The organism is Microbacterium sp. (genome assembly GCF_047607465.1).
In the GTDB taxonomy this organism is placed as follows: domain Bacteria; phylum Actinomycetota; class Actinomycetes; order Actinomycetales; family Microbacteriaceae; genus Microbacterium.
Window position 1 is genome coordinate 1 of sequence record NZ_JASGCY010000085.1, and the last position, 15876, is coordinate 15876.

A 15876-nucleotide genomic window follows, 5' to 3' on the forward strand; every position below is an offset into this window, starting at 1 on the left:
CCACCGCCTCGCCGCCGACGCCGACATCGACCACGACCGCCCCTGGGCGAACGGCGGCACCACCAACACCACGAACCTGCGGCCCCTCTGCCCCCGCGACCACACCCACCGCCACAGAACCCGAACGACATACCGCACCCGACCCGACGGCACAGTCCAAATCACCACCCCCACCGGACACACCACCCGACCACCCGACAGGCGGGAATCTGCGGGATGCGCCAGCCCAGACGGCGATATCGCCGCCGCCTTCACCTTCGCCGCCGCGGTCGCACCCGACGGCGATGTCGCCGCACCTTTCTGACCCCCGCAGGCATCGGCTCATCCTTCTGAGACGCGCCGATGACCTGATCGGCTCCGGCGGGATCAAACGTCTCTCTCGACGGTGTGGAACGGGTCGTCCGACGCGTCCCCGGTGCAGCAGTGCTCGACAGATCAGTAGTGGTACGGGAACGCCGACCAGTCGGGGTCGCGCTTCTCGAGGAAGGAATCGCGCCCCTCCACAGCCTCGTCGGTGCCGTAGGCGAGACGGGTCGCCTCCCCGGCGAACACCTGCTGGCCGACGAGCCCATCGTCGACGGCGTTGAAGGCGAACTTCAGCATCCGGATCGCGGTGGGCGATTTCGTGAGCACCGTGCGCGCCATCTTCAACGCCTCGCGCTCGAGCTCCTCGTGCGGCACCACGCGATTCACTGCGCCCATCTCGTACGCGCGCTGCGCCGAGTACTCCTCCGCGAGGAAGAACACCTCCCGCGCGAACTTCTGCCCGGTCTGGCGGGCCATGTACGCAGAGCCGTAGCCGGCGTCGAAGCTGCCGACGTCGGCATCCGTCTGCTTGAACCGGCCATGTTCGGCCGAGGCGATCGAGAGGTCGCAGACCACGTGCAGCGAGTGGCCGCCGCCGGCCGCCCACCCGGGGATCACGGCGATGACGACCTTGGGCATGAAGCGGATGAGCCGTTGCACCTCGAGGATGTGCAGGCGACCGGCGCGGGCAGGGTCGGCGACCTCCGTGGCGGAGTCGGAGTACTTGTAGCCGTCGCGTCCGCGGATGCGCTGGTCGCCGCCCGAGCAGAACGCCCATCCGCCGTCCTTCGGGCTCGGCCCGTTGCCGGTGAGCAGCACGGCGCCGATGCGCGGGTCCTGCCGGGCGATGTCGAGGGCGCGGTACAGCTCGTCGACGGTGTGCGGGCGGAAGGCGTTGCGCACCTCGGGCCGGTCGAACGCGATGCGGGCCACCCCGCCGTCCACCGAGACGTGCGCGGTGATGTCGGTGTAGTCCTCGGCGCCGGGCGCGAGCGTCCACTCGGCCGGGTCGAACAGATCGGAGACGTGGGTCACGGCATCCACCCTATTCCTGCATCGCCGGACGCGCGGAAGGCGCCGCCCGGCACTGGGCGGCGCCTTCCGCGATCGGATGCCGTCAGCGGCGACGGCGACGTACGGTCTTGATCCATCCGTCGACGATGTCCCACACCGCGCCGGCCGCGATGCCGAATCCGAGGAGCACGGCGAGGACGCGGAAGATCCCGCCTTCGCCTGCGGCCTCGGCGTCGCCCGCCGCGAACCCGTCTCCGCCGGCGGCGGCGACGTGCGCGAGGAACTCCGGGTTCACCAGCTCGCCGCGCACGAGGAGCACGAGAGCCCACCCGAGGAAGACCAGCGCGAGGACGGTGTTGACGACCGCCAGCGCCGGGCTCCAGCCGCGCCGCCGGAAGAGGACCACGGCGAACACGGCCTCCGCGACGACGAGAGCGAACAGGACGCGATCCCCCACGGCCACAGATCCGGGTTCAGGATCGGCAGCGTCTCTCCGGGGACGAAGCCGCGGATGCGGTCCCAGAGCAGAGCGCCGACGGCGATGCCGAGGAAGACGAGCGACGCGATCAGCTCGTTGCGGCCGGCGCCGTCATCGGTGATCTCGGGCAGCTGGTCGACGCTCCACGCGTCGATCGACGTCGAGCTGCCGGTGCGCTCGAGCACGACGAAGACGAGGGTCGTCCAGAAGCAGATGTGGATGGCGGTGCCGCCCGCGGCGACGATCGACGAGGAGATGATCTCGCCGACCGCGGCGCCGGAGATCGTCTGCCCGAGCGCCACGGCGCCCAGCACGCAGACCGGCACGATGATCAGCAGCAGCTTCAGCAGCCGACACCAGGTCAGATAGAAGCGCGGCCCGATCAGGTGCAGCGGACGATCCGCATAGCCCGCCGCGAGGATGCCGGGATCGCCGAGCTGGGTGAGCACGGCCCGTTCGGCGTCGCCCGGGGCCTCCCCCTGGTCGAGCCGGGCTTCGACGGCGTCGGCGATGGACGCCTGGAGCTCGGCGCGCACGTCGTCCTGCGCGTCGGGTCTCAGGCTCTTGACCGTCGCGGCGATGTAGCGCTCGGTGAGCGTGGCGGTCGTGGTCATGTCAGTGCTCCTCTGAGGTGAGGGCGGTGATCGCGGTGGTGAGCGATCGCCATTCGTCGGTGAGGGTGTCGGCGAGTCGCATGCCGGCATCCGTGGTGCGGTAGAACTTGCGGGGCCTCGCCTCGTCGGTGTTCCACTCGCTCGTGAGGTGCTCCTGCTTCTCGAGTCGGCGCAGCAGGGGGTACAGGGTGTTCGCGTCCGTGGCGAAGCCGCGGCGGTCGAGCTCTTCGAGCAGCCCGTAGCCGTAGCCGGGGCTGCGCAGCAGCTGCAGGCAGGCGAGCACCACCGTGCCGCGGCGGAGCTCCTGCAGGTGCGTGTCGAGCGCTTCATTCATGATTGAGACATTACTGTGCGTCACACACTATTGTCCATACGTCTCCCGATCGGGTCGTAGGGTGAGAGGCGTGCCCCTCGATATCGCCGCCGTAGACCCGTTCGACGATGACGACGTCGACCGCTGGTGGACCGCATACGCCGAGGCGGAACGCGCCGACCGCGGCCCCGACGCGACGGTGTGGACGCTCGGGGAATCGCGCAGCGAGCTGCAGCCGGACTCATCGGTCGCCGAGCGCCGCGCACACCTGCTGCGCAGCGGGGGCGCCGTCGTCGGCTCCGCCAGCCTCGCCCTCCCCCGCAAGGACAACACCCACCAGGCGCATCTCGCCATCAGCATCCCGCCGGCGCATCGCCGCCGGGGTCTCGGCACCGCGGCCCTCGCCTTCCTCGAGGCGGAGGCTGTGACATCCGCCCGGACGACGGCGCTGGCGACGGTCAGCTGGCCCGATGCCCTCGGCACCGGCGGCGACGGATCGCCCGGCCTGGAGTTCGCCCGCCGGCACGGCTACGCCCTCGCGCTCGGCGACGTGCGCAGCACGCTCGCCCTGCCGGTCGCCGTCGATGCCCCCGACGTCCGCGGCTACACGCTGCGGAGCTGGAGCGGTCCGGTGCCCGCGGAGCACCTGGACGGGTGGGCCGTGCTCGACGCCTCCTTGGAGACAGAGGCGCCGACCGGCGATCTCGACCTCGAGGCGGCGCGGCCCGACACCGCCGGCATCCGCGAGCACGAAGAGCTGCTCGTCGCCCAGAACCGCACCTCCTACGGCACGGTCGCCGTCGACACCGACGGCGAGGTCGCCGCGTACACCCAGATCGTCGTCTCCGGCGACGACGGCAACGCCTACCAGTGGGGAACGCTCGTGCGCCGCCAGGATCGCGGCCACCGCCTGGGCGCCGCGATCAAGATCGCGAACCTGCGGATGCTGCAGCGCGAGTCACCGGGAACCCGGCTCGTGCACACGTCCAACGCCGACTCGAACGCGCACATGCTCGCGATCAACGTCGAGCTGGGCTTCCGCCCGACCGAGCGCATGGGCGAGCTGCAGCGCCGGCTGGGCTGACGGCGACGGCGGCTGGGCTGACGGCGGCCGACATGACACCCGGCACGGGCGGAGCGCGCGACGCCCGATTGTGACGACCCGAAGCGGGCCGGAGCCCGTGGATTCCGTACAGTGGAGCGGTGACTTCGAAGCCCCGCACCGCCCTCCTCGCCCTCACCGCCGCCGCGACCCTCGCCTTCGCGCTCGGCGGGTGCGCCTCCGCCGCCCCGGCCCCTGCATCGCCGTCGGAATCCGCATCGTCCGCGCCGGCCGACGACGTCGCCTGCGCCGGTGTCACCGTCGTGATCGACACGGGCGATCTCGAGGTGACGGACGACCCTTCGGATGAGGTGTGCGTCGAGACCGAGGAGACGATCCTCGGAACCGATGCCATCGCCGCGGCGGGCTTCACCACCGAGGGCACCGCGACCTACCCCGAAGACGTGGTCTGCCGCGTCGACGGCGTGCCCTCCGCGGAGACCGAGCTCACCGGCGACGACGGCGCGCCCTATCACGAGGCGTGCGCGAACATGCCGCCCGCCGCCGCGTACTGGGGCCTGTGGGTCAAGCCCGTCGGCGGCGTCTGGGACTACGCGCAGACGAGCCTGCCCACCCTCCAGCTGAACCCCGGCGACAGCGTGCAGCTGCTGTTCACCGTCAACGGCGAACCGGCGGCTCCCGCCTCGTGACCCGAGCGGGCCTGCGCCTGCGGCCGGGCCCGCTGCGCGCGGCGGCCGGGCTGGCGGTGTTCTTCATCGCCGCCCGCGTCGTCTACCGCATCCTCTTCCACGGCGCCGACGGCGAGGGACCCGTCGTCCTGCCGCTGCCGGCGATCCGTCTGCCCGCACCGTTCTCCTGGGTGACGCTGCTCGGCCCCGCCACCCTCGATGGCATCGGCGAGGCGGTGCTGTCGGCCCTGCCGATCGCCGGCGTCGTGCTGCTGTTCGGACTGCTCAACGCGCTGTTCGACGTCTCGAGGGCGTTCGGACGCCTCGCCCGCCGCGGCCCCTTCCGCGGCATCGCCCGAGCTCTCGCCGTCGCCTGGTCGACGCTGCCCGGACTCGGGCAGGCGGTGCGGACCGTGCGCACGGCGCAGCGCCTGCGGGGCGAGAGGGCGGGGCCCCGGATGCTGGTCCCCGTGCTCGAGCGCACCCTGGAGCGCGCCGCGGCCGTGGCCGCCGGACTCGAGCTGCGGGGGTTCGGAGGCAGCCCCGTCGACGGCGACCCCGAGCGCCCCGCCGTGGTGCGGGAAGCCGCGTTCGGTTTCGGCGAGGCGCCGGTGCTGACGGTGCCGGGATTCTCGCCGCGCCGCGGCGCGCTCGAGGTCGTCACCGGCCCCACCGGCACCGGCAAATCCACGCTGCTCCGCGGGCTCGCGGGCCTCGTCGACCACGTGGACGGCGGCTGGTCCCGTGGCGAGGTCGAGGTGACGGGTCTGGACAGACGGCGGATGCCGCCCCGCGACGCCTCCCGCGCGGTCGGCGTGGTGCTGCAGAATCCGCGCGAGGGCTTCTGCACCGACGTCGTCCGCGACGAGATCGGCCTCGCCCTGCAGGTGCGCGGCGTCGCGACGGCAGCCGTCCGCGCCCGCGTCGACGAGGTCGCCGCGGCCCTCGGCCTCTCCGGACTGCTCGAGCGCTCCGTGCACACCCTGTCCGCCGGCGAGGCGACGCTCGTGGCGATCGCGGGATCCGTCGTCGAGCAGCCGGCTCTCCTCCTCATCGACGAGCCGCTCGCCGATCTCGACGCCGACGCCCGGGTGCGCGTCGTGGCCGCGCTCGACCGGCTCGCCCACGAGAGCGGCATCGGCGTCGTCGTCGCAGAGCACCGGGCCGAGCCGTTCGCCCCCGTCGCCGACCGCTGGTGGACGATCGTCGACGGCGCCCTCGTGCCGGCCGCGCAGGCGTCGTCGGCCGAGGAGGGCGCCGCGGACGCTCCTGCGCGAACCGCGGACGGTCGTGAGCGGGATCGGAGCCTCGAACATGCCGCCCCGGCCCCCGGTGCCCGCCCCGCCCTCGCCGCCGCGCATCTGCGCGTCGCGCACGGCGACACGACCGTCGTGGCCGACGCCTCGATCGCCCTCGGTCCCGGCGAGATCGCCGCGCTCATCGGCCCGAACGGAGCCGGCAAGTCCTCGTTCCTCCTCGCGCTCGCGCTCCCCCCGCAGGGCGCCGAGATCACCGGATCCCCCGTCCTCGTGCCGGATGCCTCGGACGACCTCTTCACCCGCGACACCGTCGCCGCCGAGTGCGCCCATGCCGACCGCCGTGCCCCGGGGCCGGCGTCCGCCGTTCTGTTCGCCTCGTTCCTCGGACTCGACGACGCGTCGCGCGCCGGCCTCCTCGCCCGGCACCCGCGGGATCTGTCGCTCGGCGAGCGCCGCTGCCTCGCCATCGCCCTGCAGCTGTCGCGGCGTCCCGACGCGCTGCTCATCGACGAGCCGACGCGCGGCCTCGACGCCGCCGCCCGCGATCAGGTGCGCGGGGCTCTGCAGCGGGCGGCGGATGCCGGAACCGCTGTGCTGCTGGCGACGCACGACATCGCGTTCGCCGACGCGCTGCGCGCGAGGATCGTGCCGATGCGCGACGGCGTCGTCCCGGCATCCGCTCGCCCGGCATCCGCTCTCCCCGATTCCGCTGGTCCCGATTCCGCTGGTCCCGAATCCGCTCCCCCGGCATCCGCCTCCGCCCGAGCCGTCCGTCGGGGCGAATCCCATCCGTCGGAGGAATCCGGCCCCGAAGGCGGTGTGTCGCGTCCCTCCTCCCGACGAACGGTCCGGCACCCGAACCGGCGCTGGGCGGGAACCGCGCTGCTCCTCGCGAACCTCGTCGCCGTGGCGGCCTTCACCTGGCCGCTGCTGACCACGGCGCTCCCCTCGCAGGCGCAGGCCGCAGCGCCCTGGGTCGCGCTCGCCCTCGCGCCCGTGGCCGTCATCGTCACGATCACGGCCCTCGATCGCAGCGTGCGCTCGGCGCACGTGCTCGCCTACCTCGGCGTGCTGGCCGCCATCGGAACCGCCCTGCGCATCGCGAGCACCGGCGTCGGCGGCGTCGAGGCGGTGTTCCTCATGCTGATCCTCGCCGGACGCGTCTTCGGCGCCCGCTTCGGGATGCTGCTGGGCGTGTCGACCATCCTGCTCTCCTCGACGGTGTTCGGCGGCTTCGGCCCCTGGACGCCGTTCCAGATGTTCGCCTGCGGCTGGGTGGGCGCCGGCGCCGGCCTCCTCCCGCGGCGGGTACGCGGCTGGGCGGAGGTGTGGATGCTGTGCGCCTACGGCGCCGTGTCGTCGTACGTCTTCGGCCTCCTGCTGAACTTGTGGTTCTGGCCGTTCGCGGTCGGTCCGGACACCGCGATCTCCTACACGCCGGGGGCTCCGCTCTGGCAGAACCTCGGCAGCTTCCTGCTGTACTCGTTCGTCACGTCGACGGCGGGATGGGACACCCTGCGCGCCATCACCACGATCGTCGGCATCACGCTGATCGGGCGACCCGTGCTGGCCGCGTTCCGCCGCGCGAAGCCCCTCGCCGCCCCGGCTCGTCACGATGATTCCCTCGCGACGCCCCACCTGCGCCGCGACGCCCCACCTGCCTGACGTCGCGCAGATGGGGCGCGGCCGGGCGGATGGGGCGTCGGCGGAGGGGCGGATGCTCAGACCGAGAAGTACTTCGCCTCCGGGTGGTGGAAGACGAAGGCGTCCGTCGACTGCTCGGGGTGCAGCTGCAGCTCGTCGCTGAGCTCGACGCCCATGCGCTCGGGGCGCAGCAGCTCCACGACCTTGCGGCGGTCCTCCATGTCGGGGCACGCCGGGTAGCCGAGCGAGAAGCGCGCACCGCGGTACTCGAGCCTGAAGAGTCCGGCGGTGTCGGCCGGGTCCTCGGCGGAGAACCCGAGCTCGGAGCGGATGCGGGCGTGCCAGAACTCGGCGAGCGCCTCGGTGAGCTGCATCACGAGTCCGTTGAGCTCGTAGTAGTCGCGGTACTTGTCCTCGGCGAACAGCTTCGCTGTGACCTTGTCGATCGCCGCCCCCGCCGTGACGAGCTGCACGGGCAGCACGTCGACCTGCCCGGACTCGCGCGAACGGATGAAGTCGGCGAGGTCGAGGTGCCGGTCGCGGCGCTGACGCGGGAACGCGAAGCGGAGGCGGTCGGAGCCGAGCGGCCCGCCGGAACCCCCGTCCGGGGCGAGGAGTCCCGGCACCCCGAGCGCGCCGGTCGGGTCGTCGCCGTGGTGCAGCACCACGACATCGTCGCCCTCCGAGACCACGGGGAAGTACCCGTACGCGACCGAGGCGTCGAGCATCCCCTCCCCGAGGATCCGGTCGAGCCAATAGCGCAGTCTCGGGCGCCCCTCGCGCTCGACGAGCTCCTCGTAGGACGCGCCGTCCTCGCCGCGTCCGGGCTTCAACCCCCACTGCCCCATGAACGTCGCACGCTCGTCGAGGTAGGCGGCGTAGTCGCCGAGAGCGATGCCGCGGACGATCCGGGTCCCCCAGAACGGCGGCACGGGGACCTCGTTGTCGGATGCCACGTCGGAGCGCGCCGGGAGATCATCGGGTTCGGTGAGCGTGAGCTGCGCCCCGCGGGCGTGGATGCGCTTCTTCAGAGCGGGAAGACCGACGGATGCCGGATCCTCGCCGCGGGCGACGCGCACGAGCCGCTCCATGAGCGCGAGCCCCTCGAACGCGTCCTTCGCGTAGCGGACCTCGCCGTCGAACATGCCGACCAGATCGTCCTCGACATAGGCCCGGGTGAGGGCGGCGCCGCCGAGGATCACCGGCCACTTCTTCGCGAGGCCCCGGGCCTGCAGCTCGAGCAGGTTCTCCTTCATCACGACCGTCGACTTCACGAGCAGGCCCGACATGCCGATGACGTCGGCGCCGTGCTCCTCGGCGGCGGCGATGATGTCGGCGATCGGCTGCTTGATGCCGAGGTTGATGACCTTGTAGCCGTTGTTGGTGAGGATGATGTCGACGAGGTTCTTGCCGATGTCGTGCACGTCGCCGCGCACGGTCGCGATCACCATGGTGCCCTTGCCCGACGACTCGGACTTCTCCATGTGCGGCTCGAGCAGGGCCACGGCGTTCTTCATGACCTCGGCCGACTGCAGCACGAACGGCAGCTGCATCTCGCCGGCGCCGAAGCGCTCGCCCACGACCTTCATGCCCTCGAGCAGGTGGTCGTTGATGATGCCGAGCGCCGTCATCCCCTCGCCGAGCGCGAGGTCGAGGTCGGCTTCGAGCCCCTTGCCCTCGCCGTCGATGATGCGCCGCTGCAGCCGCTCGCCGACCGGGAGCGCAGCGAGCTCCGCGGCGCGCTGGTCGCGCAGCGCCGCGGTGTCGACGCCGGCGAACAGATCGAGCATGGTGGCGAGCGGATCGTAGGTGACGTTGCCGTCGGCGTCGTACTCCCGGCGGTCCCAGACGAGGTCGAGCGCGACCTTGCGCTGCTCCTCGGGGAGGGACGCCAGCGGCACGATCTTCGCGGCGTCGATGATGCCGCTGGAGAGGCCGGCCTCCGACGCTTCGTGCAGGAACACCGAGTTCAGCACGATGCGGGCGGCCGGGTTGAGACCGAACGACACGTTCGAGACGCCGAGCGTGGTGTGGATGCCGGGATACTTCTGCGTGATCTGCCGGATCGCCTCGATCGTCTCGATGCCGTCGCGGCGGGTCTCCTCCTGGCCGGTCGCGATCGGGAAGGTGAGGCAGTCGACGATGATGTCCTCGACGCGCATGCCCCAGGTGCCGGTGAGCTCGTCGATCAGGCGCGAGGCGATGGCGACCTTGCCCTCGGTCGTGCGGGCCTGCCCCTGCTCGTCGATCGTGAGCGCGACGACCGCGGTGCCGTGCTCCTTGACGAGCGGCATGATGCGGCCGAAGCGGCTGTCGGCGCCGTCGCCGTCCTCGTAGTTGACGGAGTTCACCACGGGGCGTCCGCCGATGAGCTCGAGGCCTGCCTGGATGACCGGCGGCTCGGTGGAGTCGATCACGAGCGGCAGCGTCGACTGCGAGGCGAAGCGCGAGACGATCTCACCGATGTCGGCGACGCCGTCGCGCCCGACGTAGTCGACGCAGACGTCGAGGAGGTGCGCGCCGACGCGGATCTGGTTGCGGGCGATCTCGACGCAGTCGTCGAAGCGGCCCTCCAGCATCGCCTCGCGGAAGGCCTTCGAGCCGTTCGCGTTCGTCCGCTCGCCGATCGCGAGGTAGGAGGCGTCCTGGTCGAAGGACACGTGCTGGTAGAGCGACGCGACGCCGGCGTCGATCTCGACGTTCCTGGACGTGATCCCGGTGCCGGTCGCCCCGCCAGAGAGCGCCAGCGACCGAGACGAAACGTCGTGAGGGACCTCGCTGCGTTTCGTCTCGCTGCGCTCGCTCGACGACCTGGTGGAGTCACCTCGCTCGCTCAACGACCGGGATCCGCTCCGGTAGGGCTCCAGCCGCTCGACGACGGCGGCGAGATGCTCGGGCGTCGTGCCGCAGCATCCGCCGACGAGGCCCAACCCGAACTCGCGCACGAACTGCTCGTGCGCGGTCGCGAGCTCGGCCGGGGTCAGCGGGTAGTGGGCGCCGTTCGCGCCCAGCACGGGGAGCCCCGCGTTCGGCATGCAGGCGATCGGCACGGTGGAGTGCTTCGACAGGTGCCGCAGGTGCTCGCTCATCTCAGCGGGGCCGGTCGCGCAGTTCAGGCCGATCGCGTCGACGCCGAGCGGCTCCAGCGCGGTCAGCGCCGCGCCGATCTCGGAGCCCATGAGCATGGTCCCGGTGGTCTCGACGGTCACCTCGACGAAGATGGGCAGGCGGATGCCGCGGGCGACGGACGCCAGCCGGCATCCGTTCACCGCCGCCTTCGTCTGCAGCAGGTCCTGGCTGGTCTCCACGAGGAAGGCGTCGGCGCCGCCGTCGATGAGGCCTTCGGCCTGCAGCGCGAAGGTCTGCTTGAGGTGGTCGTAGGTGGTGTGCCCGAGGCTCGGCAGCTTCGTGCCGGGACCCATCGAGCCGAGGACCCAGCGCATCCGCCCGTCAGCGGCCTCGGCGGCCTCCGCGCGCTCCCGGGCGATGCGCGCGCCGCGCTCGGCGAGCTCGTGGATGCGGTCGTCGATGCCGTAGTCCGACAGGTTCGACCAGTTCGCCCCGAAGGTGTTCGTCTCGACGGCATCGATGCCGGTCGCGAAGTAGGCGTCGTGGATGCCGCCGATCACGTCGGGGCGGGTGACGTTGAGGATCTCGTTGCAGCCCTCGAGCCCCTGGAAGTCCTCATCGATCGACAGGTCGTGCTGCTGCAGCATCGTGCCCATCGCCCCGTCGGCGATCACGACCCGCGTCTGCACGGCGTCGAGCAGCGCCTGCGCGCGGTCAGGACGATCGAAGGCTTCGATGTCGAGGGGGTGGAGAGTCGGCATGCCCCCAGCCTAGAGCCGTGCCGACGCGTGTTTCGGGGCGGGTCGCGCGGAGGAATGCGCTCCGCACGGGGCGGATGCGGCGGACATTCTCCGTCGCATCCGCACAACTCCGCGCGGGGCGTACAGAATGGGGGCATGCTCCCGCCGCTCGCAGATCTCATCAACTCGGCTCGGGTCGTCGCGCTCCCGATGGCCACGCGGTTCCGCGGGGTCGACACGCGCGAGGCGGTGCTCTTCGAGGGACCTGCGGGATGGGCCGAGTTCTCGCCGTTCGTCGAGTACGGCGATGCCGAGGCATCCGTCTGGCTCTCCGCGGCGATCGATTTCGCCTACCGTCCGCAGCCGACGGCCGTGCGCGACGCGATCCCCGTGAACGCGACCGTCCCCGCGGTCGACGCCGCGCGCGTCCCCGAGGTGCTCGCCCGCTTCGCCGGATGCCGCACCGCCAAGGTCAAGGTCGCCGAGCCCGGCCAGCTCCTGACCGACGACGTCGCCCGCGTGCGCGCCGTGCGCGAGGCGATGGGGCCGGAGGGGCGCATCCGCGTCGATGCGAACGGACTGTGGAACGTCGACGAGGCCGAGCACGCCGTGCACGCGTTCGCCGAGTTCGACCTCGAGTACGTCGAGCAGCCGTGCGCGAGCGTCGACGAGCTGGCGGAGCTGCGCCGGCGCGTGAAGTACATGGGCATCCCGATCGCGGCGGACGAGAGCGTGCGCAAGTCGTCCGATCCGCTCGCCGTGGCGCGCGCGAAGGCCGCCGACCTGCTCGTCATCAAGGCGCAGCCCCTCGGCGGCATCACCCACGCCCTGCAGATCGTGACCGCGGCGGGCCTCCCCGTCGTCGTCTCGAGCGCCCTCGACACCGCGGTCGGCCTGTCGCAGGGCGCGGCCCTCGCCGCCGCCCTCCCCGAGCTCGAGTACGACTGCGGGCTGGGCACCTCCTCGCTCTTCCTCGACGACGTCGCCGAGCTGCGGCCGGCGGACGGGGCGATCGCCGTTCGCCGGGTGGAGCCGGATGCCGGCGCGCTGAGCCGCCTGGCGGCATCCGCCGACCGCCGGGACTGGTGGCTCGAGCGGCTGGAGCGCTGCTGGAAGGCCCTTGGCGGCCGGGACGGCGCGGTCTAGCCTGGCGGCATGTGCCGCAACATCGTCCCGCTGAACAATCTGGAGCCCGCCGCCACCGACGACGAGTGCCACGACGCCGCCCTGCAGTTCGTGCGCAAGATCGCCGGCACCACGAAGCCCTCGCGCGCCAACCAGGAGGTGTTCGACCGGGCCGTCGCCGAGATCGCCGTCGCCACGCGTCGCCTGCTCAACGAGCTCGTCACCACGGCGCCCCCGAAGAACCGCACGGAGGAGGCCGCGAAGCGCCAGGCCCGCTCCGCCGACCGCTACGAGGCGATCAGGGTGTTCCAGCAGCAGAAGCGCGCCGCCGCGGGTTCCTGAGGCGACAACAACGCGCACCAGGTGCGGGGAAGGCGCCGCCGGGCGGGAGAATCTCCGCCGCTCACTCCTCGACGAGGAGCTGCACGAGCCGGCCGAGCTCCTCGCCGCCGGCGTGGCGCAGCTGCGCGGCGTCCTGCCCGTCAAGGGCTGCGCGCACGGTCATGCCCTCCCAGACGATCATGAGCATGCGGGCCGCCTCCTCGGCGGGCACCCGGAGCCTCAGCAGACCGACCGAGGCGATGTCGGTGATGATGTGAGCGATGCTGCGCACCATCTCGCGCTCCTGCACGAGGTAGGCGGCGCCGAAGGCCTGGTCGCGCAGCGCCCGGATCCGGATCTCGCTGTGCAGCATGACGCCGAGCCGATCGTCCTCGCCCGAGTCCATGACGTCGCGGACGAGCTCGGCCGGGTCGCACCCACCGGCGAGCGCCCCAGCGGCACCGAGCTCGTCGACACGGGCGCGCACCGCCTGGACGCGCTCCTCGCCGACGCGGGCCGCCAGGGTGAGGAAGAGCTCGTCCTTCGATTCGAAGTTCGAGTAGAACGCCCCCCGGGTGAACCCGGCACGCTCGCACACCGCCTCGACGGACGCACCGTCGAGGCCGACCTCGGCGAAGACCTGAGCTGCTGCATCGAGCAGCCGGGCCCGCGTGTTCTCCCGGCTGCGCGTCGTCGTCGACATCAGATCCACACCCCGCACACAGTCTTCTGCTCCCGCATCCCCATACGATACATGTGCGTACTCAATACACTCGTGTATCGAACTGGAACCTCGAGGAGCCTCGTGTCCACACTGCTGTCTTCGCTCGGACGCTGGTCGTTCCGCCGCCCCTGGCGCGTGCTCGTGGCGTGGCTCATCGTTCTCGGCATCGCCGGAGCCGGCGCCGCCCTGCTCGGCGAGGGCACGGACAACACCTTCTCGATCCCCGGCACCGAGTCCCAAGCCGGGCTCGAGCAGCTCTCGCGCTCGTTCCCGCAGGTGAGCGGGACGAACGCGCAGATCGTCATCGTCGCCGCCGACGGCGGGACCGTGACCGACGACGAGTACCGTGAGCCGGTCGAAGACGCCGTCGCCGAACTCGCCGACCTCACCGGCGTGCTCGCCGCCTCCTCGCCCTACGACGAGATGGTGCACGGCATGGTCAACGACGACGCCACCGCCGCGATCGTGCGCCTGCAGTTCGAAGGGCAGTCCAGCGACGTGACGCCGAAGACGGTGGATGCCGTCGAAGGCATCGTCGACGACCTCGACGCCTCGCTACCCGACGGCGCTCAGACCTCACTCGGCGGCGACCTCTTCGCGATGTCCATCCCCGGTGTGACCCTCACCGAGGCGGTGGGGCTCCTCATCGCGCTCCTCGTGTTGATCGTCACCTTCCGCTCCTTCGTCGTCGCAGGTCTCCCCCTGCTCACCGCGATCCTCGGCGTCGGCGTCTCGATGGCGGGCATCTTCGCCGCCACCGCGTTCGCGACCGTGTCGTCGACCACTCCGCTGCTGGCCCTCATGCTCGGGCTCGCGGTGGGCATCGACTATGCGCTGTTCATCATGGCCCGCCATCAGGATCAGGTCCGCGAGGGCATCGACCCCGAGGAGTCGGCGGCCCGCGCGGTCGGCACGGCGGGGTCGGCGGTCGTGTTCGCCGGGATCACCGTGCTCATCGCGCTGATCGGGCTCGGCTTCGCCGGCATCCCGTTCCTGACGACGATGGGCGTCGCGGCATCCGTCGCCGTCGCGATCGCCGTCGCGATCGCGGTGACCCTGACCCCGGCCCTTCTCGGATTCGTGAAGGGACGCGTCGCGGGCTGGCCGCGCCGGGGCTCGGTCCCCTCCACCACCGCCGCCGAGGCGGCGGACGGGGACGACACCGGCCCGCATGAGGCGAAAAGATCGGATGCCGGCGCTCGAGGCTCCTTCAGCCGGCGCTGGGTCTCCGGCGTCACCCGCCGCCCGATCCTCGTCTCGCTCGCCGTCGTCCTCGGTCTCGGCGTCGTCGCCGTCCCCGCGTTGAGCATCGATCTCGCCCTGCCTAACGCGGGCGTGCTCCCCCAGCACTCGCAGGCGCGCGAGAACTACGACGTCACAGCCGAGCAGTTCGGCCCCGGTTTCAACGGCCCGCTCATCCTCACCGGCACGATCGTGACCTCGACCGATCCGCTGGGGCTCATGGAAGACCTCGGCGACGCCGTCGCGAAGGTCGACGGCGTGAAGGAGGTCGCCCTCGCGACCCCGAACGAGACCGCCGACACCGGCATCGTTCAGGTCGTGCCCGAGACGGCGCCCGATGACCCCGCGACCGCCGAGCTCGTGCGCGCGCTGCGCGCGCACCACGACGAGTGGCTCGACGAGTTCGGCATCGACCTGAAGGTCACCGGCTTCACCGCGGTGGCGATCGACATCTCCGATCAGCTCGGCCGCGCCCTGCTGCCGTTCGGCGTCTTCGTCATCGGCCTGTCGCTGGTCCTGCTCACGATCGTGTTCCGCTCGATCTGGGTGCCGGTGACCGCGGCCCTCGGCTACCTGCTGTCGATCGTGGCCGCGTTCGGCGTGGTCGGCGCGGTGTTCGAGTGGGGCTGGTTCGCCGATCTCCTGCACGTGGCCAGGGTCGGCCCGATCATCAGCTTCATGCCGATCATCCTCATGGGCGTGCTGTTCGGACTCGCGATGGACTACCAGGTGTTCCTCGTCTCGCGCATGCGCGAGGACTACGTGCACGATCCCGCTTCGACGTCGCAGAGCCGCGCGGAGCGCCGGGCCGCCGCCCTCCGCGCGGTGCAGAGCGGGTTCACCGGCTCGGCGAAGGTCGTCACGGCCGCTGGACTCATCATGTTCGCCGTCTTCGTCGCGTTCGTCCCCGAGGGCGACTCCTCGCTGAAGCCGATCGCCCTGGGGCTCGCCGCCGGCATCGCCATCGACGCTTTCCTGGTGCGGATGACCCTCATCCCCGCGCTCATGGCGATCCTCGGCGAGCGCGCCTGGCAGATCCCGGCGTGGCTCGAGCGGATCCTCCCCCGCGTCGACATCGAAGGCGAGGCCGTCGAGCGCGAGCGCCGTCTCGCCGACTGGCCCGGCGACGATTCCGTGATCGCGGCCGACGACCTCGACCTCGCGGATGCCGGAATCCGGGGTCTGCACCTGCGCATCGCCCCCGGCAGCACGACCGTGCTGACCGGGTCGACGCCCGGTGCGCGCCGCGCGCTCGCGCTGGCGCTGAGCGGCCGGCTCGCCCCGGACGCCGGGCGC

13 protein-coding genes are annotated in these 15876 nt (G+C 71.8%); 7 read left to right on the forward strand and 6 right to left on the reverse strand.

What is annotated here, in order from left to right; genetic code table 11:
- Positions 1-304 (forward strand): HNH endonuclease signature motif containing protein (locus tag QM568_RS12345; protein WP_415139257.1); only part of this gene is annotated, 304 nt, incomplete at its 5' end.
- Between the two features lie 131 nt (positions 305-435).
- Here the strand turns inward: QM568_RS12345 and QM568_RS12350 are convergent.
- From QM568_RS12350 to QM568_RS12365, 4 genes are all read right to left on the reverse strand, one after another.
- A complete protein-coding gene (locus QM568_RS12350; RefSeq protein ID WP_415139259.1) occupies positions 436-1350 on the reverse strand; it encodes a 1,4-dihydroxy-2-naphthoyl-CoA synthase in 915 nt (304 codons plus the stop codon).
- 73 nt (positions 1351-1423) lie between these two features.
- Positions 1424-1639: a hypothetical protein gene (locus QM568_RS12355; protein WP_415139261.1), complete on the reverse strand. Its 216-nt coding sequence runs from the start codon at positions 1637-1639 to the stop codon at positions 1424-1426.
- Positions 1612-2412, reverse strand: a complete 801-nt coding sequence (locus QM568_RS12360; protein WP_415139263.1) for a permease prefix domain 1-containing protein — start codon at positions 2410-2412, stop codon at positions 1612-1614. Before QM568_RS12360 ends, QM568_RS12355 begins: the two co-directional genes overlap by 28 nt.
- 1 nt (position 2413) lies before the next feature.
- Positions 2414-2746 carry a PadR family transcriptional regulator gene (locus tag QM568_RS12365; RefSeq protein WP_415139265.1) on the reverse strand — a complete coding sequence of 111 codons (333 nt, stop codon included), beginning with the start codon at positions 2744-2746 and terminating at the stop codon, positions 2414-2416.
- Between the two features lie 70 nt (positions 2747-2816).
- Between QM568_RS12365 and QM568_RS12370 the strand changes: the two genes are divergently transcribed.
- The 3 genes from QM568_RS12370 to QM568_RS12380 all read left to right on the forward strand — a co-directional run bounded on the left by QM568_RS12370 (position 2817) and on the right by QM568_RS12380 (position 7380).
- Complete coding sequence (locus QM568_RS12370) at positions 2817-3809, forward strand: GNAT family N-acetyltransferase (protein WP_415139267.1); 993 nt, start codon at positions 2817-2819, stop codon at positions 3807-3809.
- A gap of 119 nt (positions 3810-3928) precedes the next feature.
- Positions 3929-4477 (forward strand): hypothetical protein, encoded by a 549-nt coding sequence (locus QM568_RS12375; protein ID WP_415139269.1) that lies wholly within the window; start codon positions 3929-3931, stop codon positions 4475-4477.
- The gene (locus QM568_RS12380) at positions 4474-7380 is read left to right on the forward strand and encodes an ATP-binding cassette domain-containing protein (RefSeq protein ID WP_415139271.1); all 2907 of its coding nucleotides are present in this window, start codon (positions 4474-4476) and stop codon (positions 7378-7380) included. Before QM568_RS12375 ends, QM568_RS12380 begins: the two co-directional genes overlap by 4 nt.
- Positions 7381-7436: 56 nt before the next feature.
- Here the strand turns inward: QM568_RS12380 and QM568_RS12385 are convergent, their stop codons facing one another.
- Positions 7437-11189, reverse strand: coding sequence for a homocysteine S-methyltransferase family protein (locus QM568_RS12385; protein WP_415139273.1), 3753 nt, complete (start codon positions 11187-11189; stop codon positions 7437-7439).
- Positions 11190-11324: 135 nt separating this feature from the next.
- On the opposite strand from QM568_RS12385, the gene QM568_RS12390 reads away from it, so the two are divergent.
- Entirely contained in the window at positions 11325-12314 is a 990-nt protein-coding gene (locus tag QM568_RS12390; RefSeq protein ID WP_415139275.1) for an o-succinylbenzoate synthase, read from the forward strand.
- A gap of 9 nt (positions 12315-12323) precedes the next feature.
- Entirely contained in the window at positions 12324-12635 is a 312-nt protein-coding gene (locus QM568_RS12395) for a DUF2277 domain-containing protein (RefSeq protein WP_415139277.1), read from the forward strand.
- 61 nt (positions 12636-12696) lie between these two features.
- Here QM568_RS12395 and QM568_RS12400 read toward each other — a convergent pair whose 3' ends face one another.
- Positions 12697-13317, reverse strand: a complete 621-nt coding sequence (locus QM568_RS12400; protein WP_415139279.1) for a TetR/AcrR family transcriptional regulator — start codon at positions 13315-13317, stop codon at positions 12697-12699.
- A 102-nt stretch (positions 13318-13419) separates the two neighbouring features.
- Between QM568_RS12400 and QM568_RS12405 the strand changes: the two genes are divergently transcribed.
- Positions 13420-15876 (forward strand): MMPL family transporter (locus QM568_RS12405; protein ID WP_415139281.1); only part of this gene is annotated, 2457 nt, incomplete at its 3' end.

Excerpts from the sequence above, each read along its gene's own strand:
- QM568_RS12365 (WP_415139265.1), bottom strand. The coding sequence starts at position 2,746 with ATGAATGAAGCGCTCGACACGCACCTGCAGGAGCTCCGCCGCGGCACG.
- QM568_RS12390 (WP_415139275.1), top strand. The coding sequence starts at position 11,325 with ATGCTCCCGCCGCTCGCAGATCTCATCAACTCGGCTCGGGTCGTCGCG.
- QM568_RS12385 (WP_415139273.1), bottom strand. The coding sequence starts at position 11,189 with ATGCCGACTCTCCACCCCCTCGACATCGAAGCCTTCGATCGTCCTGAC.
- QM568_RS12360 (WP_415139263.1), bottom strand. The coding sequence starts at position 2,412 with ATGACCACGACCGCCACGCTCACCGAGCGCTACATCGCCGCGACGGTC.
- QM568_RS12400 (WP_415139279.1), bottom strand. The coding sequence starts at position 13,317 with ATGTCGACGACGACGCGCAGCCGGGAGAACACGCGGGCCCGGCTGCTC.
- QM568_RS12395 (WP_415139277.1), top strand. The coding sequence starts at position 12,324 with ATGTGCCGCAACATCGTCCCGCTGAACAATCTGGAGCCCGCCGCCACC.